This window comes from Methyloversatilis sp. XJ19-13 (genome assembly GCF_024580155.1).
Lineage (GTDB): Bacteria > Pseudomonadota > Gammaproteobacteria > Burkholderiales > Rhodocyclaceae > Methyloversatilis.
The window spans coordinates 143,061-165,992 of the sequence record NZ_JANINH010000001.1 but is presented as its reverse complement, the minus strand read 5'-3'; the positions used below and the strand labels follow the sequence as shown (position 1 = coordinate 165,992).

Here is a 22,932-nt window from a genome sequence, read left to right as displayed (position 1 = left end):
CGGGGCGGCGAAGCGGGCGGGCATCCATGACCGGGCACTTTCGGAAAGAGAGCGCCCAGTTTCGTAACAAGTTACGAATAAGTCAACTAGTAACCTGAAAACTGTCGCTCAAGGCGAAAGGCTGCGCAGCACCAGGCTGGACACCGCCGCCGCATTGGTGGCGATCTCTTCGCGCGGCGTCTGTTCGAGCATCACCGGGTGGCAGAACGGCGACGTGGTGACGAAGATGGCGCGGCACACCTCGTCGAGCGGCGTCTTGCGCTCGAATTCGCCGCGCTCGCGGCCATCGGCGACGATGCGGCACAGCGCCTGCAGGATGGCGTCCTTGTGCTGCGCCACCGAGCCCCAGCCCTCTTCGACCGCCGCCACCACGATGTCGTGCAGCCGGCGCTCGTTGAAGAACAGTTCGAAGCCTTCTTCGAAAAGCGCGCGGTAGAAGCGTCTCAGCCGATCCGCGGCAGGCGCGTCCTCGCTCGCGATGGCCATCAGCCGTTCGTCCAGCGGCTGCAGCGTCATCCTGCAGACCGCCTCGCCGATCGCCTGCTTGGACTCGAAGAAGCGATAGACGTAGGCGCTCGACACGCCGATGGCGCGCGCCAGGTCGGCCACCGTGGTCTTCTGGTAACCGTAGTGACGGAAGTGCTCGTCGGCGGCGGCGATGATCTGCTCGCGCCGTTCGTGTTCGACCGGGCCGCGCTGACCGGTCGCCAAAGGGGTGTCGTGGGCTGCGATGTCATCCATGAAGCAAGGTTACAAGGTCGACCCTGCATTGACAACGAGTAACGAGTATATAAACTTGTAACTCTTTATCAGGAGCGCGCCATGCCGTCATCCCTCCGCCGCCTGCCGACTGCCGCCGCCGTCTGGATGCTGACCGGCCTCACGCTGGGAGGCTGCGCGGTCGGCCCCGACTTCCGCCGCCCCGAACCGCCGGCCGGCACGCATTTCGTGTCGGCTGGCGCCGTCGACGCACGCAGCGCACCGGCCGGTGCCGAAGATCCCGCGCGCTGGTGGACCGGCTTCGACGACCCGCTGCTCGACCGCATCGTTGCGCGCGTGCTGGCCGGCAACCTCGACCTGGCGGTCGCAGCGGCACGGCTCGAACAGGCGCGTGCGGGGCTGGCGGTGCGTACGGCCATCCAGCGCCCGTCCGGCCAGTTGGGCGCCGAGGCGGCCACCGGCCGGCTGTCGGTACAGACGCCGCTGGGTCGCCTGCTCGACGCGCGCCCCGGCTTTGACCGCACGGCCGACGAATATGCGCTCAATGCAGGGGCGAGCTGGGAACTGGACCTGTTCGGCGGCCTGCAGCGCGGCGAGGACGCCGCCCGCGCCGACTATCTGGCGGCCGGTGCCGGCGAGGCCGGCGCGCGACTGGCCGTCGTGGCGCAGGCGGCCGACACCTATATATATGTGCGGGCGCTGCAGTCGCGGCTGCAGGTGCTGCACGAACAGATCGATACGCAGCGCCGTCTGGTCGGGCTGATTGCGCTGCAGGTATCGCGCGGTCTGGCCGCCGAACTGCAGCACGATCAGGCACAGGGCGCGCTGGCGGAAGTCGAGGCCGCGCTGCCCGCACTCGAAGCCGGGCGCGATGCCGCGATGTTCGCGCTCGACGTGCTGACCGGCGATGCCCCCGGCCACTGGCGCGCAGAACTGGAACCGCCCGCTGCGCTGCCGCGTGCGCCGGCGGTCGCCACGGCGGGCGGCCCCGCCAGCCTGATCCGGCGCCGGCCCGACCTGATGGCGGCCGAATACCGGCTGGCAGCCTCGAATGCGCGCATCGGCGAAGCCATCGCCGCGTACTACCCGCGCATGGCGCTGACCGGCCTGCTGGGTTTTGCCACGGCGGGCGGTGGCAGCCTGATCGCATCGGGTGCCGCGCAGGCACGTCTGGCCGCCGGCCTGCGCTGGCGCCTGTTCGACTTCGGACGCATCGATGCCGAAGTGGCCGCCGCCCGCGGCGGCGAAGCCGAGGCGCTGGCGCACTACCGGCAGGCCGTGCTGCGTGCCACCGAAGAGGTCGAGAATGCGTTCATCGCGCTGGTCAAGCGCGAGGCGCAGGCCGCGACGCTGAGCACCGGCGAGGCGGCGCTGACCCGGGCACGCACGCGCGCCTTTGCGGCCTGGCAGGGTGGCGTGGTGAGTCTGGTCGAGGTGCTCGACGCCGACAGCCGGCTGCTGCGCGCGCGCGACGCGCGCATCCAGGCCGAAGCCGACGCCGCGCGGGCCGCAGTGGCATCGTTCCGCGCGCTGGGCGGCGGCTGGCAGCCGGCCGTGACCGATGACACACGGCCACGACCGGTCGCGGGCACGCCGGGCAGCCAAGGGTAAGGTTGGCGCCGTCGCGCCGGTCTGATCGAGGGTCCAGCGACCCCGTGATGACCGATGCCCGCGATGCCCCTGCCGCCCCCACCCGTTCCCTTTCCCCTCCCACTGCCCGGAAACGAAGCCCGCCCGGCCGACGCCAGCGTACTGGTGAAGCCGCCCGCCCGCGGCCTGGTCATCGCCTTCATTGTCGCGACCGTGATCAGCGTGGTACTGGCCAGCGCGGTGTACCTGCAGACGCGGGCGCTCGAACAGGCGTCCGAACGGCTGTTCACGATGCGCCTGCCCGCGCTGGAGGCGATCTCCAGCCTGCGCGGACCAATCGCGGCACAGCAGGCCATCCTGTACCGCTACTACGCCAGCCGCGATGTGAATGAATTCCGGCAGCTGTACCGCAGCAATCACGCGATGCTGGTGACCCAGCTGGACAAGCTGGAAAACACGCTCGACGACCAGGACGCGACGATCTGCCGCATCGGCCTGGGCGAAGTGCAGAGCCTGGCGGAACAGCTCGAAAGCGCGCTGTCCAGCTCGCGCCCGGATGATGGTGCGGCCATGGCGCTGCTGTCGCAGGTGGGCATGCATGCCGACCAGATGGGCGGTGAGCTGGCCAGCATCGTCGACGACATTCGCCGCGAGTTCAGCGCCAGTGTCGAGGAAACCCACGCCGCGACGCGTTTCATCGCGTTCATCGTCTATGGCTATTCGGCCGTGCTGCTGCTGCTTGGCACGCTGGTGGCATTCAACCTGAAGCGATACTTCGAGGCCAGCGGCCACCAGCGCACGATTGCGCTTTTTCCCGAGCGCAATCCGTCGGCCGTGCTCCGGCTGGACAGCAGGGGTGCCATCACCTACGCCAACCCGGGGGCGCGCGACCTGCTGGCGGTGATCGGCCACACCGGTGGCGAGCCGCTGCGGCTGCTGCCCGATGACCTCGCCGAGCGGCTGCATGCGCTGCGCGAGGCCGCGCCGCCATCAGCCGACTGGGAATACGCGGTCGGCAATCGCATCCTGCACTGCAAGGCGCACTACATCGAACAGGACGACGTGTTTCACGCCTACCCGGTGGACGTGACGGCGCAGCGCGAAGCGGAGCGCGCGCTCAATGATGCACTCGGTCAGGTGAGCGAACTGGGCAAGCGGCTGGCCGACGAGAACGTCTATCTGAAGGCGGAAATGCTGACGGCGACACCGTCGTCGGACATCGTCGGCCAGAGCCCGAGGTTGAACGAGGTGCTGGCACGCATCGACCAGGTCGCCGGCACATCGGCCACCGTGCTCATCCTCGGCGAGAGCGGCGTCGGCAAGGAATCGCTGGCACGCGCGCTGCACGACCGCAGCGACCGCAGGGACAGGCCCTTCATCAAGCTGAATTGCGCGGCCATCCCGTCGAATCTGGTCGAAAGCGAACTGTTCGGCCACGAAAAAGGCGCCTTCACCGGCGCCGCGACACGCCGTCTCGGCCGCTTCGAACTGGCCGACGGCGGCACGCTGTTCCTCGACGAAATCGGCGAGCTGCCGCCGGACACCCAGGCCAAGCTGCTGCGCGTGCTGCAGGAACACGAATTCGAGCGCGTCGGCGGGCAGACCACGGTCAAGGTCGACGTGCGCATCGTCGTCGCCACCCACCGCGACCTCAAGGCGATGGTGAAGGACGGCAGCTTCCGCGCCGACCTGTACTACCGCATCAATGTGTTCCCGGTCGAGCTGCCGCCGCTGCGCCAGCGACGCGAAGACATTCCGGCGCTGGTCGCGCACTTCCTGAAGAAATTCTCGACCGACCATGGCAAGGCCATCGACGGCGTGTCGGCACGTGCGCTGGAGCGGCTGCAGGCCTACGACTGGCCGGGCAATATCCGCGAACTGCAGAACGTGATCGAACGCGCCACCATCGTGTGCCGCGGCAGCGTGCTCGACGTGCCCCCGCTGGGCGACAGCACCGGTCCGTCAACCGCGACCCCGACCACCGCCCTCGACCTCGAATCGGTCGAGCGCCGCCACATCATCCAGGTGCTGGGCGACCGCAACTGGGTCATCGAAGGCAAATCCGGCGCCGCCGCCGCGTTGGGCCTGGCCGCCGGCACCCTGCGCTCGCGCATGAAAAAGCTAGGCATCGAACGGCCACGGGGAGGTGGGTGAGCCGGCGGCTGGCGGAGGGCGTGCAGGGTGTTGTGGTGCTGCTGTGGGAGCTTGCTGTGGGAGCGGCGGCCTCGCCGCGATCAGTGCCGTGGCCATCGCGGTGCGAAGTGCATATCGCGGCGAGGGCGGAGCGGGGGGTTCGGCGAGCACTGCTCGCCGCCCGCAGAGCCGGCCGGCCATGCAGGGCCGGCAGTGGATCGCCGCTCCCACAGGTCGTCGCTCAAACAGGGGGCCACTTGCACAGCGGACCGCTCCCACAGTGCCACCATCGCGTCAAGGATAGCTCCCACAGCTTCTGCAGCCCCGCAACGGCCGATCAACCGTAGCGCTGCCTCGCCACGACGGCCAGACCGCAGCCGACGCTGCCGTACAGGTCGCCCTCGACCGGGCGTGCTTTCGGGAAGCGCCGGGACAGCGCGTCACGCAGCACCGGCACGGCACTCGAGCCGCCGGTGAAGAACAGCGTATCGAGCGTATCCGCCCGCACGCCGGCGTGATCCAGGCAGCGCTGCGCGGCGGCGCACACGCGTTCGATCTCGGCGGCGATGGCGGCTTCGAACTGCGGGCGCGTCAGCGTCACCGCCAGGCCGGCTTCGGCCACATCGAGATCGAGTTCGCAGGCGAGCGCCTGCGACAGTTCGATCTTCGCCGCCTCCGAGCGCATGGCGATGCGGTGGCCGCTGCGCTCGCGCACCACGCGCAGCAGGCGGTCGAAGCGCTTCGTGTCGACCACGTCGAGTCGCATGTCCTGCAGGCTGGCCAGCACGGCGCGCGGATAGGCGAGATGGATGGTGTGCCAGGTGGCCAGCTGGAAATAGGTGGTGTTGGGCAGGATGGCGCCGCTGGCCAGCAGACCGCCCATGCCCAGCTCGGGCATGACGCAGGCGAGCGAGAGGCGCTTGTCGAAATCGGTGCCACCGATATGCACGCCGCTGGTGCCCAGCAGGTCGGCGCTGCGGTCGGTCGCATTGCGCCGCTCGGGTGACAGGCGGACCAGGGAAAAGTCGGACGTGCCGCCGCCGATGTCGACCACCAGCACCAGCGATTCCCGCTCGACGGTCTGTTCGAACGCATGCGCCGCGGCGATCGGTTCGAACTGGAAACTGACGTCACGGAAGCCCAGTCCGCGCACGATCTGCGCCAGCGTGTCTTCGGCCAGCTGGTCGGCTTCGGGGTCATCGTCGACGAAATATACGGGCCGGCCGATGACCACCTGGTCGAAGCCGCAGCGCGCCGCGGTTTCGGCGCGCTTGCGGATTTCGGCGAGAAAGCCGCCGATCAGGTCGCGGAACGCGAGGTGACGGCCACCCACGTCGGTGCCCGTGTCCATCAGGCCGCTGCCGAGCAGGCTTTTCATCGAGCGCATCAGCCGCCCCTCGTAACCTTCGAGGTATTCGTTGAGCGCGGCGCGGCCGAACGACATCGTGTCTTCGTCGAGATTGAAGAACACGGCCGACGGCAGCGTCAGCCGACCCGCTTCCAGCGGCAACAGACGGGCGACCGCACCGTCGTGCACCGCGGCGGTGGAGTTGGAGGTGCCGAAATCGATGCCGCAGGCGGTCAGGCTCATGATGCGTTCAACCTGAAAATCTCATTTGATCGACGCCTCGGACAGGGTTGGCGGGGTGTACGGCAAGGCGCGAGGACGCGGCAGGATGGCTCCCCGCAAGGACGAGCAACGCAGCCGGGCGCCCCGCCAGCCTTGCACAGGGCGGCGAAGCGTGCGCACCCGGAGGGCGAAGGCCGGGCGAAAGCAGGAAAGTTGCAAGGGCAATGTCTTCCATTGATGTTTCAAGCGATCAACTGAGGTCTTCAGGTTCAGTGCATGGGCAACACGGGCGCGCAGCCTACGGCGCTGCGCAAGCCGGGTCAAACGCCGGTGGCCGGCGCGATCGCTTCCAGCCGGTAGCCGGCCGCCTTCCAGCCATCGATACCGCCAAGCAGCGGACGCGCGTCGGCAATGCCGGCCGCGCGCAGCTTCAAGGTGGCACGCACCGCCGACACGTCGTTCGGGCACGCGCAATACACGATGACCGGACGGTCGCGCGGCAGCCGGTGCGCCTCGGCATCGATCCGTTCGAGCGCGATCAGCAGCGCGCCGGGAATGCGCACCGGTTCGGCGTCGGTGATCAGCCCAGAGCGAACGTCGATCACCGTCACGTCGGCGCCGCTGTCGAGCATGTCCAGCAGGTCGGCGGGCGCCAGCCGGACCGCGCGCAGCGCCTTCATCGCGCGCTGGCGGTCGAACCAGCGATACCCGATGTACAACGCGAGCAGCGTGCCGACCACCGCGGCCGCCACCGAACCCAGGCCGGCCAGATAGTCGAGCACGGCACCGATCTGTTCGTGGAACACCAGCCCGATGGCCAGCGCGGCACCGGCCCACAGCACGGCACCGGCAGTATTGAACAGCATGAAGGCGCTCGGCCGCATGCCCAGCGCACCGGCCAGCGGCGGCGCAAGCGTGGACAGGCCGGGTACGAACTTGGCGATTACCAGCGTCGCCAGACCGTAGCGCGTGAAGGTGGACTCGCTGGTGCGCACGCAGGTGTCGGGCGACAGCGAAATGCGGCACAGGAGTTTCAATACTCGATGGCCGTGCCGGCGGCCGGCGACATACCAGGCCAGATCACCCAGCGTCGACGCCAGCACCGCCACCAGCAGGGCGATCACGCCGTACATCGGGTCGCCGGCCACGCGCGCGCCGGCCAGCATGACCAGCGGCATGGCCGGAATCGGCACCCCGAGCTGCTCCGCCAGCACCACTGCAAACAACAGCCACAGGCCGTATTCGGCCATCAATCCAGTCACCTTTTTCCCCTGCAGGCTCGCGCATCGGTCGACGATGACACATCGTCGCAACGCCATGCGCTCCGTCAGTTGCAGATGGGGGCAAAAACCTGAATTACGACCCGCATACCAGGCGGCCAACCGGGGTTTCCAGGTTCACTGCACGGTGTGTCGCAGCAGGCGCAGGCATTCCACGGTGGCGGCCAGATCGGCGGCGAGGTAATCGTCGTCGGTGCGGATCATCGGATCCGCACCGCATTCGAGCAGCAGTGCCAGCATGTCGTGCTTGCCGCTGGACGCCGTGTACATCAGTGCGGTGGCGCCGGTGTCGTTGCGGTTGTCGACATGGATGCCTGCCGCGACCAGCGCGCGAACGATGCCGGCCTGACCGGACACGCAGGCCAGCCACAGCGCGTTGTTGCCGTCGCCGTTGCGCCGGTTGACGGCCACCCCGAGCGCCAGCAGCTCATCGACAAGTTCGGCCCGGCCGGACAGTGCCGCGCGCATCAACGGCGTCAGGCCGTGTTCGCGGGAAACATCGAGATCGGCGGCGTCGAAGCCGTGTTCGGCCACGAAGGCCTGCAGCGCGGCCGAACCGCCGCCCGACGAGGGCTGCCCGGCGCCTGCTGCCGCACGCCGGGCCAGCGCCGCGGCGAGCGCATCGTGGCCGCCGTCGACGCTGTAGACCTCGGCGTAGCGGAAGTCGGCGAACATGCCCGCCCAGGTCTTGCTGGCGTTGCCGTGGTAACAGTAGATGAGCACCGGCGTCGCCCGGCCGACCGCCTGCATGGCGTCGCCGAAGCCGGCTTCGGTCAGGTGCAGCGCGCCGTCGATGTGCCCGCGCTCGAAGCTGGCGCGGTCGCGCGTGTCGAACAGCGCCAGCGACGCCAGTCCGCCGCTGCGATGGCGCAGCAGCAGGTCGGCCGCCTGATCGGCGGGAATGCAGCGATGGCGGGACGCGGTTGCGGTGTCGTTCATGGCGTGGGTTCCGGTTCGGCCGGGGTGCGCTGCGCATAGGCCGGCGATGATTCGATGCGCGCATCGTCGATCGCGCGCCCGAGGGTGAAGTGGTACAGCGTCTGGTGCGCCGTGCCTTCGAGGCCGATCAGTTCGTGCACGGCGTCGTCGAAAAAGCAGCCGATGCCGGTGCCGCGCAGGCCCATCGCCTCCGCTTCGGCATAGAGCACCTGACCAATGAGTCCGGCCTGCCGGTGCAAATCGCGATAGTTGGCGGCGGACGCCGCCAGCGCGGCTTCGAACTCGCACAGCATGCCGAGCGCAAGGCAGGCGTTGGCGGCGATGTCCTGATGGCAGTGCAGGCTGCGGGCAAGACGCGCGAGCGCCATCGGTTCCATCGCCGCCAGCCGGTAGAGCGGCACGGCGACACCGTCCACGGGCACCAGGTCGTGCTGGCGGGCCAGCCGCGCCGGCACGCCCTGTTCGACGCGACCGCGCGACAGCAGATAGACCCCGGGTGACAAGCCTTCGACGCGATGCACGAACAGCAGCAGGTCGATGCGCCAGCCGCCGGGCAGCGCGTCCCACGGCATGGCCCCGGACGGCTGCAGCCGTTCCAGCAGACGTTCGAACGCGTCACCCGCCATCACCTCCCGCGCATCGAAACGCTGCGCGCTGCGCCGCCCCAGCAAGACCTCGCCGACCGATCGTCCGCGCTGTGCGAGCACGGCAGCCCCGCGTGTTGCGCGCGCGCCCGTCCGATACTCGTCGGCAACAGTTACTGCGCCCTGCACGGCACCGCGGGTGGCGGCCGCCGCCTCGCCCACCACCGCCCAGCGATACATCGGATGGCGGTCCACCGTGCTCGCCGTGCCGAACCACTGTACGTGTCCGAGTTCGGGCAGTGGCGGACCGTCGCCGCCATCGCAGCCGATGGCGAGCAGCAGTTCGGCCTCCTCGATTTCGGTGTCGATGGCGCGGCGTGCCGGAAAGTCCTGCAGGCGATCGGTGCCGGCGAGCGCCGCCAACGACGCACCGTCGATGTCCGGCTGCGCCTGCAGCGTCCAGCCGAGCACGGCCGCCGCATAACGCAACGCACCGACTGCGTGACCGGTGTCCAGCTGGCAATAGCGGAAGGCGCGTTCGCCGTATTTCCATGCCTCGCGCCACATGACTGACGTCAGCACGACATGCACGCCGGCATCCCCGGCGGAACCGGCACCATGGCGGGCGCGGCATTCCAGCTCGTGCGTCTCCGGCAGGTAGTGGTACAGCCCGTCAGCGAGCGTATCGAGCCCGCGTATCACCAGATACGCCTCCACCGGGTGCAGGTTGCCGCTGGACGGATTGGCGCGCACCGCCCAGCGGTCCGGGCCGCTCGATTTCCACGCCGTCAGCCCGAGCGACAGGTGCAGCAGCGCGCCCAGCGTGTGCAGCGACAGCGGCAATGGCGGCAGCGGCGCATCGAGCGCGGCGAAGTCCTGATCGAGGCGCGGCCGGGCCGGATTGGGGTCGTCGGTCGCCAGCGGCAGCGTGCTGCGCGGCGCACCTTCGAAGTGCCGGAATGGCGAAGGCTGCGCGTCCCAGTCCAGCGTTTCCGGGCCGGCTGCATAGGCGGCGAAACGATGGCGGGTGCGCAGGTGATAGGCGCGCACGACGTCGGCAGCCGACGCGGTGGCGTCCGCCGCCGGCCACATTTCAGTCGTCGTCATCGTCGTCCGAAACACCGTTCTTGCGCGGCACGGTTTCCGGGTCGCAGATGATCGGCCGATAGATTTCGATGCGATCGCCCGGGCGCAGCGGTGCGTCCTTCTTCACCACCTTGCCGAACACGCCGACCTTCTGCCGGCTGAGGTCGATGTCCGGACACAGCTTCAGGATGCCCGACAGTTCAATGCCTTCGGCCACCGTGCAGGTGTCCGGCACGTCGATCTTCAGCCAGTGGTTGGCGATACTTCCAGCGTAGGCAACGGCGATCCGCATGGCGCACCTCCTTCAGTGAGCGGCCTGCGCGCCGTCCAGCGCCGCGGCACGCCGCTCGGCGCGTCGCTGCAGCCAGCGGCGTCCCGCGATCAGCAGGCCGAGCGCCAGGAATCCGCCCGGCGGCAGGATCATGAACAGCGCGCCGGAATCCGCCGGCAGCACCTTCGTTTCGAGAAAGGCGAAATGCGGCCCGAGCAGCAGGTGTGCATTCGCGAACAGCGTGCCTGCACCGGTGATTTCGCGCAGTGCTCCCATCACCGTCAGCGCCAGCGTGAAGCCGAGGCCGGTGGCCAGACCGTCGAATGCCGACAGCGCCGCCGACTGGCGCGACGCGAAGGCCTCGGCGCGGCCGAGCACCGCGCAATTGACGACAATCAGCGCGATGAAGATGCCAAGCACCTTGTACAGATCGTGGAACCAGGCGTTCAGGCCCATATCGACCAGCGTCACCATGCCGGCGATCAGCACGATGAAGATCGGAATGCGCACCTCGTCGCTGACCCAGTGACGCAGCGACGAAATGAGCGCGTTCGACATGACCAGCACGACCATGGTCGCCAGACCCATGCCCAGACCGTTGGTCGCGCTGCTGGTCACCGCCATGGCCGGACACAGCCCGAGCATCTGGCCGAGCACCGCGTTGTTGTCCCACAGGCCGTCGCGTGCGACCGCCCTGGCTGTCGGGCTGTCACTCATGGTTTCTCTCCGTTGACCGGCACCGCCTCGCCGCTCGCCTCGGCCGTCAGTTCAACGCGGTGCGCGGCGAGAAATTCGAGGCCTTTCTTGACTGTCGCGACGACCGCGCGCGGCGTGATGGTGGCGCCGGCGAACTGGTCGAAGTCGCCGCCGTCCTTCTTCACCGCCCAGCGCGCCGGTGCCGGCTGCTGCTGCGACTTGCCGTCGAAAGAACGTATCCAGTCATGCCGCGCGACCTCGATCTTGTCGCCCAGGCCCGGTGTTTCGTTGTGCTTCGTCACCCGCACGCCGACGATGCGACCGTCGACATCGACCGCCATCAGCAGCACGATGCGCCCGCCGTAGCCGTAGCCCGACATTTCGAACAGCAGCGCGCGCAGCGCGCCCTGCTTGCGCGCGCGATGCACGATCAGCGAAGCGCCATCCGGCCCGGCCAGCTGCAGTGTGTCGGTCAGCAGGTTGTTGTCTGCATAGCCGGCCGGCAGGATCTGTTCGAGCTGCTGCCGCGTGTCATCGGATTGCGCCTGCGCAATCCGGTCGCGGGTCGCGAACTGACCGAAGGCGAGGAAAGCGGTGGTCACCAGCATCACCACGCCCAGCGAAGCGCCCGGAAACCACAGTGCGTCGGGTGCGCGCGAACCGCTCATCGCGTGACCTCCTGTGCCCGGCGCGCGTCCAGCGGCTTGCCGCCGACGCGCCGGCCGAAGATGCGCGGCCGGGCCCACAGGTCGAGCAGCGGTGTGGCGGCATTCATCAGCAGGATGGCGAAACCGACACCTTCCGGATAGCCGCCCCAGGTACGGATCAACCAGGTCAGCAGGCCGGCGCCGAGGGCGAATATCCACTGCCCGAACGGCGCACTGGGCGAGGTCACGTAGTCGGTGGCGATGAAGAAGGCGCACAGCAGCGCACCGCCCGACAGCAGATGGGTGTTCGCCGGCAGGAAGGCCTGCGGCGCGGTGGCGTGCGCGATGGCTGCCGGAATGCACAGGCCGGCGAGAAAGCCGATCGGAATGCGCAGGCCGATGACGCGCTTGAACACCAGGAACAGCCCGCCGGCGCCGATCAGCAGCGCCGACGTTTCGCCCAGGCTGCCGGCGCGCAGGCCGAGCATCGACTGTTCCGGCTGAAAGCCGTGCAGCGCATCGACCAGCGTCAGGCCGCGTCCGAGTTCGGTCTTCGCGTGGCCGAGCAGCGACGCACTGGTCAGCGCATCGGGGATGCCGCCGTTCAGGCCGATGGCAATCGCCTGTGCGAGGTCGGTGCCCTGGGCCAGCACCTGCGGGCTCACCCACTGCGTCATGTGAACCGGGAACGACACCAGCAATACCGTGCGTCCGACCATGGCCGGATTGAACACATTGCAGCCCAGCCCGCCGAACACCTGCTTGGCAATGACGATGGATATGAAGCCGCCGAGCACGCCGATCCACCAGGGTGCCCAGGGCGGCAGCGACATGGCGAGCAGCCAGCCGGTCAGCGCCGCCGAGCCGTCGGACAGCACCGGCACGACGCGCCGGCCGGACCACTGCAGGCACAGCGCCTCGGCCAGCACGCAGGACAGCACGGTGATCGCCCACAGGCAGAAGGCCGGCCAGCCGAACTGCCAGAAGCCGGCCAGGGTCGCCGGCACCAGGGCCGTCATGACCAGCGCCATGATGTGGCCGCTGGTGCGCCGCGACAGCGCGTGCGGCGACGCCTGGACTGGCAAGTTCATGCCGATTCCTCCTGCGTCGCGGACGCCTTCGCCGCCGCCTCGGCCGCCTGCGCCGCGGCACGCTCTGCCTTGCGGCGGGCGTGCATCTCGACCTTTTCACGCGCCTCGCGTTCGTGGCGCGCGGTGCGCGCCTCGGTCAGTTCGCGCACCTCGTCGAGCCGCTTGCGTTCGCGCTCTCGGGCCATCAGTTCGCCGCGGGCGTGCGCGAAGTACTGCACCAGCGGTATGCGCGACGGACACACATAGCCGCAGGCGCCGCAGGTGAGGCAGTCGCGCAGGCCGATGTCCTCGGCCTGCCCCAGTTCGCCGGCATTGATGCGGTTGGCCATTTCCAGCGGCATCAGGCCGACCGGACAAGCGACGACACAGCTGCCGCAGCGGATGCAGGCGCTCGGCTCGCGTTCGCCGACTTCGGCTGCAGTCAGCGCGAGCACGCCGCTGGCGCCTTTGCCGACCGGTACATCGAGGTCGGGCACCGCCACGCCCATCATCGGCCCGCCGACCACCAACCGGGCCGGCTCGCGCGTCAGTCCGCCGGCGCGCTCTACCAGCCATGACAGCGGCGTGCCGACACGCACGCGCATGTTGCGCGGCGCCGCAACGGCACCGCCGGCCACCGTGATCACCCGCTCGGTCAGCGCTTCGCCGTGGCGCAGTGCGCGCCACACCGCCGCCGCCGTGCCCACGTTGTGCACCACCACGCCGACGTCAGCCGCGCGCCCGCCGGCCGGCGGCTCGACACCGAGCAGCGTGTGGATGAGCTGGCGCTCGGCACCCATCGGATAGCGACTCGGAATGCGCACGACCGACACTTCCGGGTAGGGATGTGCCGCCAACTTCATGGCGTCGATGGCATCCGGCTTGTTGTCCTCGATGCCCACCAGCAGGTGCTGTGCCCCGGTGGCGCGCAGCAGCAGGCGCGCGCCCTCGATGATGTCGCCGGCGCGCTCCTGCATCAGCCGGTCGTCGCACGACAGGTAGGGCTCGCATTCGCTGCCGTTGAGGATGACGGTGTGGATGCCGCTGCGCTGGCCCAGCGCCAGCTTGACCGCTGCCGGAAACGCGGCGCCACCCATGCCGACGACCCCGGCCGCCGCGACGCGACGGGCAATCTCTTCCGGCGCCAGATTGATCGGATACGGTTCGACATCGCGCTGCACCCAGCGGTCGAGACCATCCGGGCGCAGCGTGATGCCCTGCCCGGGCAACCCCGACGGGTGCGGCATCGGCGCGTCGCCGATCGCCATCACCGTGCCCGACGTCGACGCATGCACGTGCGCCGACACATGACCGACCGCTTCGGCCACCAACTGACCGCGCAGCACGTGGTCGCCAACCTTCACCACCGGCTGCGCCGGTGCGCCCGCCTGCTGCGACAGCGGCAGCACCAGCAGCGGCGGCAGCCCGGCATCGGCGATGTCCAGCCCGGCCGCCGGAAACTTGTGGCTGTCCGGGTGGATGCCCCAGCGCGTGAGCAGGCGCCGGATCGGCGGGATGACGACGTGAGCCATGACGTCAGGCCGCCATCACGGGCTTCGGCATCACCCAGGTGCCCGCCGTGGCCGGCAGTGCCTGCATCGTGATGGCGCCGGTCGGACACTTCTCGGCGCACTGGTTGCAGCCGGTGCACGCTTCGGCGAACACGCCGTGCAACTGCTTCATCGCGCCGACGATGGCGTCGGACGGACACAGGCGATAGCACTTGGTGCAGCCGATGCAGATCGCGTCCTCGATGACCGCGATCTTCGGCGCCTCTTCCATGTCGTCGTCGCCCAGCGTGATGCCGAGATGCCCGGCGATCGCCAGAGCGACCACCTTGCCGCCGGGCGGGCAGCAGGTCGGCGATGCCTCGCCCTCGACGATGGCCTGCGCCGCACCTTCGCATCCGGGGAAACCGCATTGACCGCAATTGGCGGCCGGCAGCATGGCCACGATTTCTTCGACGCGGCTGTCGCCTTCCACGGCGAACTTGCGCGCCGCCACGCCGAGCACGACGCCCAGACCGGAGCCGATGGCGGCCAGGCTCATCACTGCAGTGATCATCTGTTCCATTTCGCAACCTCCCATTTGATGCAACGCGAACGTGAAGCCGCAGAGCGGAGGCGCGCGCCGCACGCCGGGCCGCCCCAAGGGCGAGCGCAGCCCCCGGGGCGGGGGTGAGGCCGGGGTTTCGCAGCGCATGCGCGGCGCCTGCCGAACGGGCCGGCTGTGCAAAGCTGGCCCAGCGCGAACAAGGAGAGCGTGGGGGCCATCAAACTCCTCCTGCGGGGACCAGCCCGGTGAAACCCATGAAAGCCAGCGCCAGCAGGCTGGCCGTGACAAACGCGATCGGCGCGCCCTCGAAACTGTCGGGCACGCGCGCCAGTTGCAGCCGCTCGCGCAGCCCGGCGAACAGCACCATCACCAATGTGAAACCGACACCCGACGCGAAACCGGTCAGCACGCTCATGCCGACGCCGAGCGCCGACTGCGCATTGAGCAGCGGGATGCCGAGCACGGCGCAGTTGGTGGTGATCAGCGGCAGGTAGATGCCGAGCACGCGGTGCAGGTCGGGCGTGGATTTGCGCATCGCCATTTCGACGAACTGCACGACCGCGGCGATGACGACGATGTAGGACAGGATGCGCAGATAACCCAGATCGAACGGCCGCAGCAGCACGTGCTCGAGCACCCAGGCGGCCAGCGCCGACAGTGTCATGACGAAGGTGGTCGCCAGCCCCATGCCGAAGGCACTGTCGATCTTCTTCGACACGCCCATGAAGGGGCACAGGCCGAGGAAGCGGACCAGCACCACGTTATTGACCAGCGCTATGCCGATTACTGCAAGCAAGACATCACGCATTGCGACCTCCTTGTTGCAGGCCTCAATGCATGTGGCGTGCCATGCCCGCCCCGACATGCCGCGCCGCTGCCAGCGCCACTCGGCAAATCCGCCGCAACGACCGTGCCGGCGCGATTTCCGGCCATCGGCCGCGCAATCCTGAAACCGATCCGGTGGCTCGGCGCATGTCGTGCTGCAGCGCGTCGGCAACCCTACAAATTCGACATGACTTGTCTGACGGTCGCGGCACGCACGACGAACAAAAAAGCAAGTCTTTGATCCACCTCAAGTTTTCAAACTGGCCCGCAAGTTGCGTAGTCCCTGCCAAACCCTTCCATGCAGGAGAGTCCGACATGAACCGCCCGATCTATCTGGACTACGCCGCCACCACACCCGTCGATCCGCGGGTGGTCGGAAAGATGATGCCCTGGCTGTTCGACAACTTCGGCAATCCAGCCAGCCGCTCGCATGCCTACGGCTGGGCCGCGGAAGAAGCTGTGGAACTGGCCCGCGAACAGGTGGCCGCGCTGGTCGGCGCCGATCCGCGCTCCATCGTATGGACCTCCGGCGCCACGGAATCGAACAACCTGGCCATCAAGGGCGCGATGCAGTTCCACGCCGGTCGCGGCAAGCATGTCGTGACCGTGAAGACCGAACACAAGTCGGTGCTCGACACGGTGCGCGAACTCGAACGCGCCGGCTGCGACGTGACGGTGCTCGACGTGCAGGACAACGGCCTGCTCGACCTCGACGTGTTCCGCGCTGCGCTGCGGCCGGACACGGTGATCGCTTCGGTCATGTTCGTGAACAACGAGACCGGCGTCATCCAGGACATCGCCGCACTGGGCGCCATCTGCCGCGAGAAGGGCGTGCTGTTCCACGTCGATGGCGCGCAGGCCACCGGCAAGGTGCCGTTCAGTCTGGACGAGCTGCCGGTCGACCTGATGTCGCTGTCGGCCCACAAGACCTACGGCCCGAAAGGCATCGGCGCGCTCTATGTCAGCCGCAAGCCGCGCGTGCGCATCGACGCCATCATCCACGGCGGCGGCCACGAGCGCGGCATGCGTTCCGGCACGCTGGCGACGCACCAGATCGTCGGCATGGGGGAAGCCTACTGGCTGGCGCGCGAAAACATGGGCAGCGAGAACGAACGCATCCGCTCGCTGCGCGATCGCCTGATGAACGGGCTGATGGCGCTCGATCAGGTGTTCGTCAACGGCGACCTCGAACAGCGCGTGCCGCACAACCTCAACCTCAGCTTCAACTTCGTCGAAGGCGAATCGCTGCTGATGGGCATGAAGGACGTCGCCGTATCGTCCGGCTCGGCCTGTACCTCGGCCAGTCTGGAACCGTCCTACGTACTGCGCGCCATGGGCCGCAGCGACGAACTTGCGCACAGCTCGATCCGCTTCTCGATCGGCCGCTTCACGACGCAGCAGGAGGTCGATGCGGTGATCGAGAAGGTCAGCACTGCGGTGAACAAGCTGCGCGAACTGTCGCCACTGTGGGACATGCACAACGAAGGCATCGATCTGGCGACGGTTCAGTGGGCCAGTCACTGAGCGGCGCAGGCAACACCCCTCACTTACCCCATTCACCCCTTTCAGCGGAGAACCACCATGGCATACAGCGACAAGGTGCTTGACCACTACGACAACCCGCGCAACGTGGGCGGCTACTCGAACCAGGACGAAGACGTCGGTACCGGAATGGTCGGCGCGCCGGCCTGCGGCGACGTCATGAAGCTGCAGATCAAGGTCGGTGCGGACGGCATCATCGAAGACGCGAAGTTCAAGACCTACGGCTGCGGCTCGGCCATCGCTTCGTCGTCACTGGTGACCGAATGGGTCAAGGGCAAAACGCTGGACGAGGCCCTGGCGATCAAGAACACCGAGATCGCCGAAGAGCTCGCGCTGCCGCCGGTGAAGATCCACTGCTCCATCCTGGCCGAAGACGCGATCAAGGCCGCCGTCGCCGATTACCGCACCAAGCAGACCGCCGCCAACACGGCCGTCGAAGCCGCCTGAAAGGACCCGTCATGAACACGCTTTCCGATACCCCCGTCGCCCTGGCGAGCGCGCCTGCCCTGTCGCCGATCACCTTCTGCGAAGCGGCTGCCAGCAAGGTGGCCGAAATGATTGCCGAAGAGGGCAATCCGGCACTGAAGCTGCGCGTCTATGTGACCGGCGGCGGCTGTTCCGGCTTCCAGTACGGCTTCGCCTTCGAAGAGACGGTGAACGAGGACGACACACACATCGTGCAGTCCGGCGTCACGCTGCTCGCCGACTCGATGAGCCTGCAGTACCTGATGGGCGCCGAGATCGATTTCGAGGACGGCCTCGAAGGATCGCGCTTCATCATCCGCAACCCGAACGCGACCTCGTCGTGCGGCTGCGGCAGTTCGTTCTCGATGTGACCGGAGGCCGGCCATGACCATCACCATCAGTGAAGCCGCGGCGCGGCATGTGCAGAAAAGTCTGGCCAAACGCGGCCAGGGCGTCGGCCTGCGGCTGGCGGTGAAGACCAGCGGCTGTTCCGGGCTGGCCTACGCGCTGGAATTCGCGGACGCCGCCGAAGCGGAGGACGTGAGCTTCGAAAGCCATGGCGTCACCGTGCTGGTCGATCCGAAGAGCCTGCCCTTTCTCGACGGCACCGAACTCGACTTCGTGCGTGAAGGCCTGAACGAAGGCTTCAAGTTCAACAATCCCAACGTCAAGGCGGCCTGCGGCTGCGGCGAAAGCTTCGGCGTCTGAAGCCCGCAGCGCTGGCGTCATCACCGAAACGGGAGTAGCCCATCATGGCCTTGCTGCAGATTGCCGAACCGGGCCTCAGCGCCGCACCGCACCAGCACAGGCTGGCGGTCGGCATCGATCTGGGCACCACCAACTCGCTGGTCGCCACGGTGGCGAGTGGACTGTCGCGCGTGCTGCCCGATGCCGAAGGGCGCCGTCTGCTCCCGTCGGTGGTGCGCTATGCCGAGAGCGACATCGTCGTCGGCCACGCCGCGCAGGCCGCGCAGGTCGACGACCCGGGCAACACCATCGTGTCGGTGAAACGTTTCATGGGACGCACGCTGTCCGATCTCGACGCGTCGGTGCACACGCCCTACACGCTGGTGGACACACCGGGCATGCTCAGTCTGGCCACCCGCAGCGGCGTGCGCTCGCCGGTCGAAGTGTCGGCCGACATCCTGCGTTCGCTGCGCCAGCGCGCCGAAGAAGGCCTGGGCGGCGACCTGGTCGGCGCCGTCATCACGGTGCCGGCCTATTTCGACGACGCGCAGCGTCAGGCCACCAAGGACGCGGCGCGCCTGGCCGGCCTCAATGTGCTGCGCCTGCTCAACGAACCCACGGCTGCCGCCATCGCCTACGGGCTGGATAACGCGGCGCAGGGCGTATTCGCCATCTACGATCTGGGCGGCGGCACCTTCGACATTTCGATCCTGAAGCTGTCGCAGGGCATGTTCGAAGTGCTGTCCACCGCCGGCGACGCCGCGCTCGGCGGCGACGATTTCGACCATCGCATCGCCGACTGGCTGCGGCAGAACCTGGCACTCGCAGCGACCTCCGCCGGCGAAACGCGCATGATGCTGGCGCGGGCGCGGAGCGCCAAGGAGGCGCTGTCGAGTGCACCGGTAACGACAATTGCCGGCCAGCTGGACGATGGACGCAGCTTCAGTTTCGAACTGACGCGCGACCAGTTCGAAAGCCTGACCTCCGATCTGGTGGCTCGCAGCATGGCGCCGGTACGGCGCGCACTGCGCGACGCGGGCATCGCCGCCGACGAGGTCGACGGCGTGGTGCTGGTCGGCGGCTCCACCCGCATGCCGCAGGTCCGCGACGCGGTCGGCAAGCTGTTCGGCCGCGAGCCGTTGAGCGACCTCGATCCGGACGAGGTGGTGGCGCTGGGCGCTGCCATGCAGGCCAACGTGCTCGCCGGCAACAACCCCGGCGGCGACGGCGACTGGCTGCTGCTCGATGTCTGCCCGCTGTCGCTCGGTCTGGAAACGATGGGCGGTCTGGTCGAGAAGGTCATCCCGCGCAACACCACACTGCCGGCCGCACGCGCGCAGGAATTCACCACCTACAAGGACGGCCAGACCGCGATGGCGATCCACGTCGTGCAGGGCGAACGCGAACTGGTGAGCGACTGCCGTTCGCTGGCGCGCTTCGAACTGCGCGGCATTCCGGCGATGGTGGCCGGGGCGCCACGCATCCGCGTCACCTTCCAGATCGACGCCGACGGCATGCTGTCGGTGTCGGCCCGGGAGCAGACCAGCGGCACCGAGGCGCACATCGAAATCAAGCCGTCCTACGGCCTGAGCGACACGCAGATCGCCGACATGCTGACCGACGCCTGGGGCAAGGCCGACGTCGACATGGCGGCGCGCATGCTGCGCGAGGCGCAGGTCGACGCCCGCCGTCTGGTCGATGCGACCGAAGCTGCGCTGGCGGAGGACGGCCATGCGCTGCTGACGCACGACGAATTCGTGGCCGTGCAGTCGGCGATGTTCGCGCTGGCCGACGAACTGGAAAGCGGCGGTGACCTGCCGCGGCTCAAGCGTGCCAGCGAAGCGCTCAATGCCGCCACCACCCACTTTGCCGGGCTGCGCATGGATGCCGGCATCCGCCGCGCACTGTCAGGCACGCGGATATCGGCGCTGCAGACATGAGCCGGATCACCGTACTGCCTCACCCGCAGCTGTGCCCGACCGGCACCAGCTTCGAAGCAACGGCCGGCACGACCGTGTGCGACGCGCTGCTGGCGCACGACATTGCGATCGAGCATGCCTGCGAAAAGGTGGCGGCCTGCGCCACTTGCCACATCTACGTACGTCAGGGCGCGTCGTCGGTCAATGTCCCGGACGACGACGAAGAGGATCAGCTCGATGATGCCTGGGGCCTGGAAGCCGCATCGCGACTCGCCTGCTGCGTGCGCCTCGGCCAGGCGGACCTGACGATAGAACTGCCGATGCACACGCGCAATCTTGCGCGCGAGTGATGCGCCCGGAAAACCGGGCACGGTAACCCGGGCACGGTGAGACGGGGCATGTTCGTTGCGCGGCGGAAATGCCTTCCGGGCACTTTCGCCGCGCACTTTTTTCGGACTACCACTCCTTCTGCATGCCCCACGGATGCGAACCGGGCACCAGCTCGACCTTGAGCCCCTTGTTCGCGATGTCGTCCAGCGTACGGTAGAAGGTTGCCTCGTGCATCAGCGTGCCCTTGGTGGTGTACAGCGCGACGTACTTCGACGGCAGGTCGACCTCGATGACGAAATCGCCGCCCGGGTCCTGCACGCTGCGCGCCTTGCCGTTCCAGTCGATGAAATAGCCGTTTTCACTGGTCATCGCATTTCTCCCGGGTTCATGCCGTCGCCGGTGCTTCGAGCACCGCGACCGCGCTGACGGTGACATTGTTCTTCGTCGCATCCGTGTACGGACACACCTTCAGCGCGCGCTCGACCAGCGAGTCGGCGGTCGGCTGGTCGATGCCGTGCAGCACCGTGGTGAAGCGGATCGCCATCCGGTAGGCCTCTTCGAAGTTCTTGAACAGCGATATTTCCGCTTCGACCATGCAGCCCTTCACCGGCAGCCGGTCGGCGCGCACGATGTGCCGCACCGAGTTCTCGAAACAGGCGGCCCAGGCGGCCGCGAACAGCTGCTCCGGATTGCTGCCGGGTTTCTTGCCGCCCATTTCGGCGGGCGCGGCGAGGTCGAGCTTCAATGTGCCGTCTTCGCTCTGCACGCGGCCGTTGCGGCCGCCCTGGCTGAAGACGCGGGTTTTGTAGATGAGGTCCATGGCCGTTCCCGGTGAGTGATGAAGAAAGGTGTCAGCTCGAACAGCTGACCGACATGCCGGCCGCCCAGTCCGGCGGTGGTGCGGCGTAGCGGGCACAGTCCGGCTGGTCGTCGAAAGGCCGGCGCAGGCAGCCGAACACGGCGCGCACTTCGCCGAAATCGCCCTCGCGCGCGCGGCGGATCGCCGCCTCGGCCATCCAGTTGCGCAGCACGTAGCGCGGATTGACCGCGCACATCGCCGGCTTGCGCGCTTCATCGCGACTGCCTTCGCGGTCGAGTCGCGCACGCCAGCCGAGCAGCCAGGCGTCGCACGCCTCGCGGTCGGCGAACAGGTCGCGCAGCGGCGCGTCAATGACGGCGCGCGCGTCGCGCAGAGCCGCTCCGGGCAGGCCCGAGAGCGCGCGGAAGAACAGCGTGTAATCGATGCGCTGCAGCTGCAGCATGCCGAGGGTAGTGCCGATGAAGTCGGCATCGCCGGGCTGCACCGTCGCCAGCCCGAGGCGGGCCCGCATCCGTTGCGCGAAGTGCGCGTCGAAGGCGGGTGCGTAGTGATCGTCGACCAGCGCGCGCGTGACGTCGGGATGGCCGATCAGCGGCCCCAGCGCGTCGGCCAGCGCATACAGGTTCCACAGGCCGATGCGCGGCTGCGCACGGAAGGCGTAGCGCCCGTATGTGTCGGAGTGATTGCAGATATGCCCGGCGTCGAAGGCTTCCATGAAGCCGAACGGGCCGTAGTCCAGCGTCAGACCGAGGATGGACATGTTGTCGGTGTTCATCACGCCATGCATGAAGCCGATCGCCTGCCAGTGCGCGATCAGCTCGCCGGTGCGGCGGGCGACGTCGGCCAGCAGCGCTTCGAACGGCTTCGGCGCATCGCGCAGATGCGGCAGGAAATCGTCGATCACGTGATCGGCCAGCGTGCGCAGGCTGGCGACATCGTCCTTGTCGGCGAAGTACTCGAAACTGCCGAAGCGCACGAAGGTCGGCGCGATGCGCGTCACCACCGCAGCCGTTTCCATCGTTTCACGCTGCACCGGCAGCGACGAGCCGATGACGCACAGCGCACGCGTGGTCGGTATGCCGAGCGCGGCCATCGCCTCGGAACAGAGGAATTCGCGGATCGACGAACGCAGCACTGCACGCCCGTCGGCGAAGCGCGAGTACGGCGTCGGCCCGGCGCCCTTGAGCTGCAATTCGAGCGTTCCGGACGGCGTGCGCACGCCACCGAGCAGATGGGCGCGGCCGTCGCCCAGGCGCCCCGACCAGCTGCCGAACTGGTGCCCGCCATAGACCGCCGCCAGCGGATCGCTGCCGCGCAGCAGCGCGTTGCCGGCGAAGGCGTCGACGAAGTCCGGCCGCATCGTCTGCGCGACGTCGAGACCGATCAGCGCCGCCGCGTCCTCGCTGACGACGACCGGATGCGGCGACGGCAGCGGCGACGGTGGCAGCCGCGTATGGAAGGCGGCCGGCAACCGTGCGTAGTGGTTGTCGAAGGCGAGCGCTTCCAGTGCAAGACCGGGCGGATGGGTGAGGGGTGCGTTCATGTCGTGCCTGCTGTCATCGCAGTGACCTAGCAAGAATCGCGCACGCCGGGGAAGCGGACGATTGCATTGCGACTGCGCGGTGGCGATGCGCCAAACGCGACAAAGCCGACGTCGCGTCCGCCGGTCGCCCCCGCAGCGCCGCCATGCGGCGCGACAAGGC

General features: G+C 68.3%; 23 protein-coding genes. 8 read left to right on the top strand and 15 right to left on the bottom strand.

Features of this window, described 5'->3' with window-relative positions; translation table 11 throughout:
• Window positions 1–108: 108 nt before the first annotated feature.
• Entirely contained in the window at window positions 109–741 is a 633-nt protein-coding gene (locus NMQ14_RS00840; protein ID WP_069038301.1) for a TetR/AcrR family transcriptional regulator, read from the bottom strand.
• A gap of 81 nt (window positions 742–822) precedes the next feature.
• Here NMQ14_RS00840 and NMQ14_RS00835 point away from each other — a divergent pair, with 81 nt between their 5' ends.
• Window positions 823–2,331, top strand: a complete 1,509-nt coding sequence (locus NMQ14_RS00835; RefSeq protein ID WP_257092608.1) for an efflux transporter outer membrane subunit — start codon at window positions 823–825, stop codon at window positions 2,329–2,331.
• Between the two features lie 63 nt (window positions 2,332–2,394).
• Window positions 2,395–4,464 (top strand): sigma-54-dependent Fis family transcriptional regulator, encoded by a 2,070-nt coding sequence (locus tag NMQ14_RS00830; RefSeq protein ID WP_257092605.1) that lies wholly within the window; start codon window positions 2,395–2,397, stop codon window positions 4,462–4,464.
• Window positions 4,465–4,780: 316 nt separating this feature from the next.
• On the opposite strand, the gene NMQ14_RS00825 is transcribed toward NMQ14_RS00830, so the two are convergent.
• The 11 genes from NMQ14_RS00825 to rsxA form a co-directional block, all read right to left on the bottom strand.
• Entirely contained in the window at window positions 4,781–6,034 is a 1,254-nt protein-coding gene (locus tag NMQ14_RS00825; RefSeq protein ID WP_257092602.1) for an Hsp70 family protein, read from the bottom strand.
• A gap of 299 nt (window positions 6,035–6,333) precedes the next feature.
• Entirely contained in the window at window positions 6,334–7,263 is a 930-nt protein-coding gene (locus NMQ14_RS00820) for a VTT domain-containing protein (protein ID WP_257092600.1), read from the bottom strand.
• A 147-nt stretch (window positions 7,264–7,410) separates the two neighbouring features.
• Window positions 7,411–8,232 carry an ankyrin repeat domain-containing protein gene (locus NMQ14_RS00815; protein WP_257092597.1) on the bottom strand — a complete coding sequence of 274 codons (822 nt, stop codon included), beginning with the start codon at window positions 8,230–8,232 and terminating at the stop codon, window positions 7,411–7,413.
• Entirely contained in the window at window positions 8,229–9,923 is a 1,695-nt protein-coding gene (locus NMQ14_RS00810) for a SagB family peptide dehydrogenase (RefSeq protein WP_257092595.1), read from the bottom strand. The genes NMQ14_RS00815 and NMQ14_RS00810 overlap by 4 nt, the downstream gene beginning before the upstream one ends.
• Window positions 9,910–10,194, bottom strand: a complete 285-nt coding sequence (locus NMQ14_RS00805; RefSeq protein ID WP_257080270.1) for an RnfH family protein — start codon at window positions 10,192–10,194, stop codon at window positions 9,910–9,912. Before NMQ14_RS00805 ends, NMQ14_RS00810 begins: the two co-directional genes overlap by 14 nt.
• Window positions 10,195–10,206: 12 nt before the next feature.
• The gene (locus tag NMQ14_RS00800; RefSeq protein WP_257092593.1) at window positions 10,207–10,890 is read right to left on the bottom strand and encodes an electron transport complex subunit E; all 684 of its coding nucleotides are present in this window, start codon (window positions 10,888–10,890) and stop codon (window positions 10,207–10,209) included.
• Window positions 10,887–11,537: an electron transport complex subunit RsxG gene (gene rsxG / locus NMQ14_RS00795; RefSeq protein ID WP_257092591.1), complete on the bottom strand. Its 651-nt coding sequence runs from the start codon at window positions 11,535–11,537 to the stop codon at window positions 10,887–10,889. The genes NMQ14_RS00800 and rsxG overlap by 4 nt, the downstream gene beginning before the upstream one ends.
• Complete coding sequence (locus NMQ14_RS00790; RefSeq protein ID WP_257092590.1) at window positions 11,534–12,607, bottom strand: RnfABCDGE type electron transport complex subunit D; 1,074 nt, start codon at window positions 12,605–12,607, stop codon at window positions 11,534–11,536. The genes rsxG and NMQ14_RS00790 overlap by 4 nt, the downstream gene beginning before the upstream one ends.
• Window positions 12,604–14,118 (bottom strand): electron transport complex subunit RsxC, encoded by a 1,515-nt coding sequence (gene rsxC, locus NMQ14_RS00785; RefSeq protein WP_257092588.1) that lies wholly within the window; start codon window positions 14,116–14,118, stop codon window positions 12,604–12,606. The genes NMQ14_RS00790 and rsxC overlap by 4 nt, the downstream gene beginning before the upstream one ends.
• 4 nt (window positions 14,119–14,122) lie before the next feature.
• Entirely contained in the window at window positions 14,123–14,659 is a 537-nt protein-coding gene (locus NMQ14_RS00780; RefSeq protein WP_257092586.1) for an RnfABCDGE type electron transport complex subunit B, read from the bottom strand.
• Window positions 14,660–14,858: 199 nt separating this feature from the next.
• Entirely contained in the window at window positions 14,859–15,449 is a 591-nt protein-coding gene (gene rsxA, locus NMQ14_RS00775) for an electron transport complex subunit RsxA (RefSeq protein ID WP_257092584.1), read from the bottom strand.
• 332 nt (window positions 15,450–15,781) lie between these two features.
• On the opposite strand from rsxA, the gene NMQ14_RS00770 reads away from it, so the two are divergent.
• Genes NMQ14_RS00770 through fdx form a run of 6 tightly spaced genes read left to right on the top strand, consistent with a single transcriptional unit; the run spans window position 15,782 to window position 20,429 of the window.
• A complete protein-coding gene (locus NMQ14_RS00770; protein ID WP_257080263.1) occupies window positions 15,782–16,990 on the top strand; it encodes an IscS subfamily cysteine desulfurase in 1,209 nt (402 codons plus the stop codon).
• Window positions 16,991–17,047: 57 nt separating this feature from the next.
• On the top strand, window positions 17,048–17,455 hold the full coding sequence (gene iscU / locus NMQ14_RS00765; RefSeq protein WP_257080262.1) for a Fe-S cluster assembly scaffold IscU: 408 nt from the start codon (window positions 17,048–17,050) through the stop codon (window positions 17,453–17,455).
• 11 nt (window positions 17,456–17,466) lie between these two features.
• Window positions 17,467–17,844 (top strand): iron-sulfur cluster insertion protein ErpA, encoded by a 378-nt coding sequence (gene erpA / locus NMQ14_RS00760; RefSeq protein WP_257092582.1) that lies wholly within the window; start codon window positions 17,467–17,469, stop codon window positions 17,842–17,844.
• Window positions 17,845–17,857: 13 nt separating this feature from the next.
• Entirely contained in the window at window positions 17,858–18,181 is a 324-nt protein-coding gene (gene iscA, locus NMQ14_RS00755; RefSeq protein WP_257092580.1) for an iron-sulfur cluster assembly protein IscA, read from the top strand.
• A 44-nt stretch (window positions 18,182–18,225) separates the two neighbouring features.
• On the top strand, window positions 18,226–20,100 hold the full coding sequence (gene hscA, locus NMQ14_RS00750) for a Fe-S protein assembly chaperone HscA (RefSeq protein WP_257092578.1): 1,875 nt from the start codon (window positions 18,226–18,228) through the stop codon (window positions 20,098–20,100).
• Window positions 20,097–20,429 (top strand): ISC system 2Fe-2S type ferredoxin, encoded by a 333-nt coding sequence (fdx, locus tag NMQ14_RS00745; protein WP_257080258.1) that lies wholly within the window; start codon window positions 20,097–20,099, stop codon window positions 20,427–20,429. The genes hscA and fdx overlap by 4 nt, the downstream gene beginning before the upstream one ends.
• A 106-nt stretch (window positions 20,430–20,535) precedes the next feature.
• Here the strand turns inward: fdx and NMQ14_RS00740 are convergent, their stop codons facing one another.
• From NMQ14_RS00740 to NMQ14_RS00730, 3 genes are read right to left on the bottom strand one after another with little or no spacing between them, the layout of a single operon-like run.
• Window positions 20,536–20,778 carry a hypothetical protein gene (locus tag NMQ14_RS00740; RefSeq protein WP_257092576.1) on the bottom strand — a complete coding sequence of 81 codons (243 nt, stop codon included), beginning with the start codon at window positions 20,776–20,778 and terminating at the stop codon, window positions 20,536–20,538.
• 16 nt (window positions 20,779–20,794) lie between these two features.
• Window positions 20,795–21,229 (bottom strand): Ohr family peroxiredoxin, encoded by a 435-nt coding sequence (locus tag NMQ14_RS00735; protein WP_257080256.1) that lies wholly within the window; start codon window positions 21,227–21,229, stop codon window positions 20,795–20,797.
• Window positions 21,230–21,260: 31 nt separating this feature from the next.
• Window positions 21,261–22,772, bottom strand: a complete 1,512-nt coding sequence (locus tag NMQ14_RS00730; protein ID WP_257092575.1) for a YdiU family protein — start codon at window positions 22,770–22,772, stop codon at window positions 21,261–21,263.
• Between the last annotated feature and the right edge of the window lie 160 nt (window positions 22,773–22,932).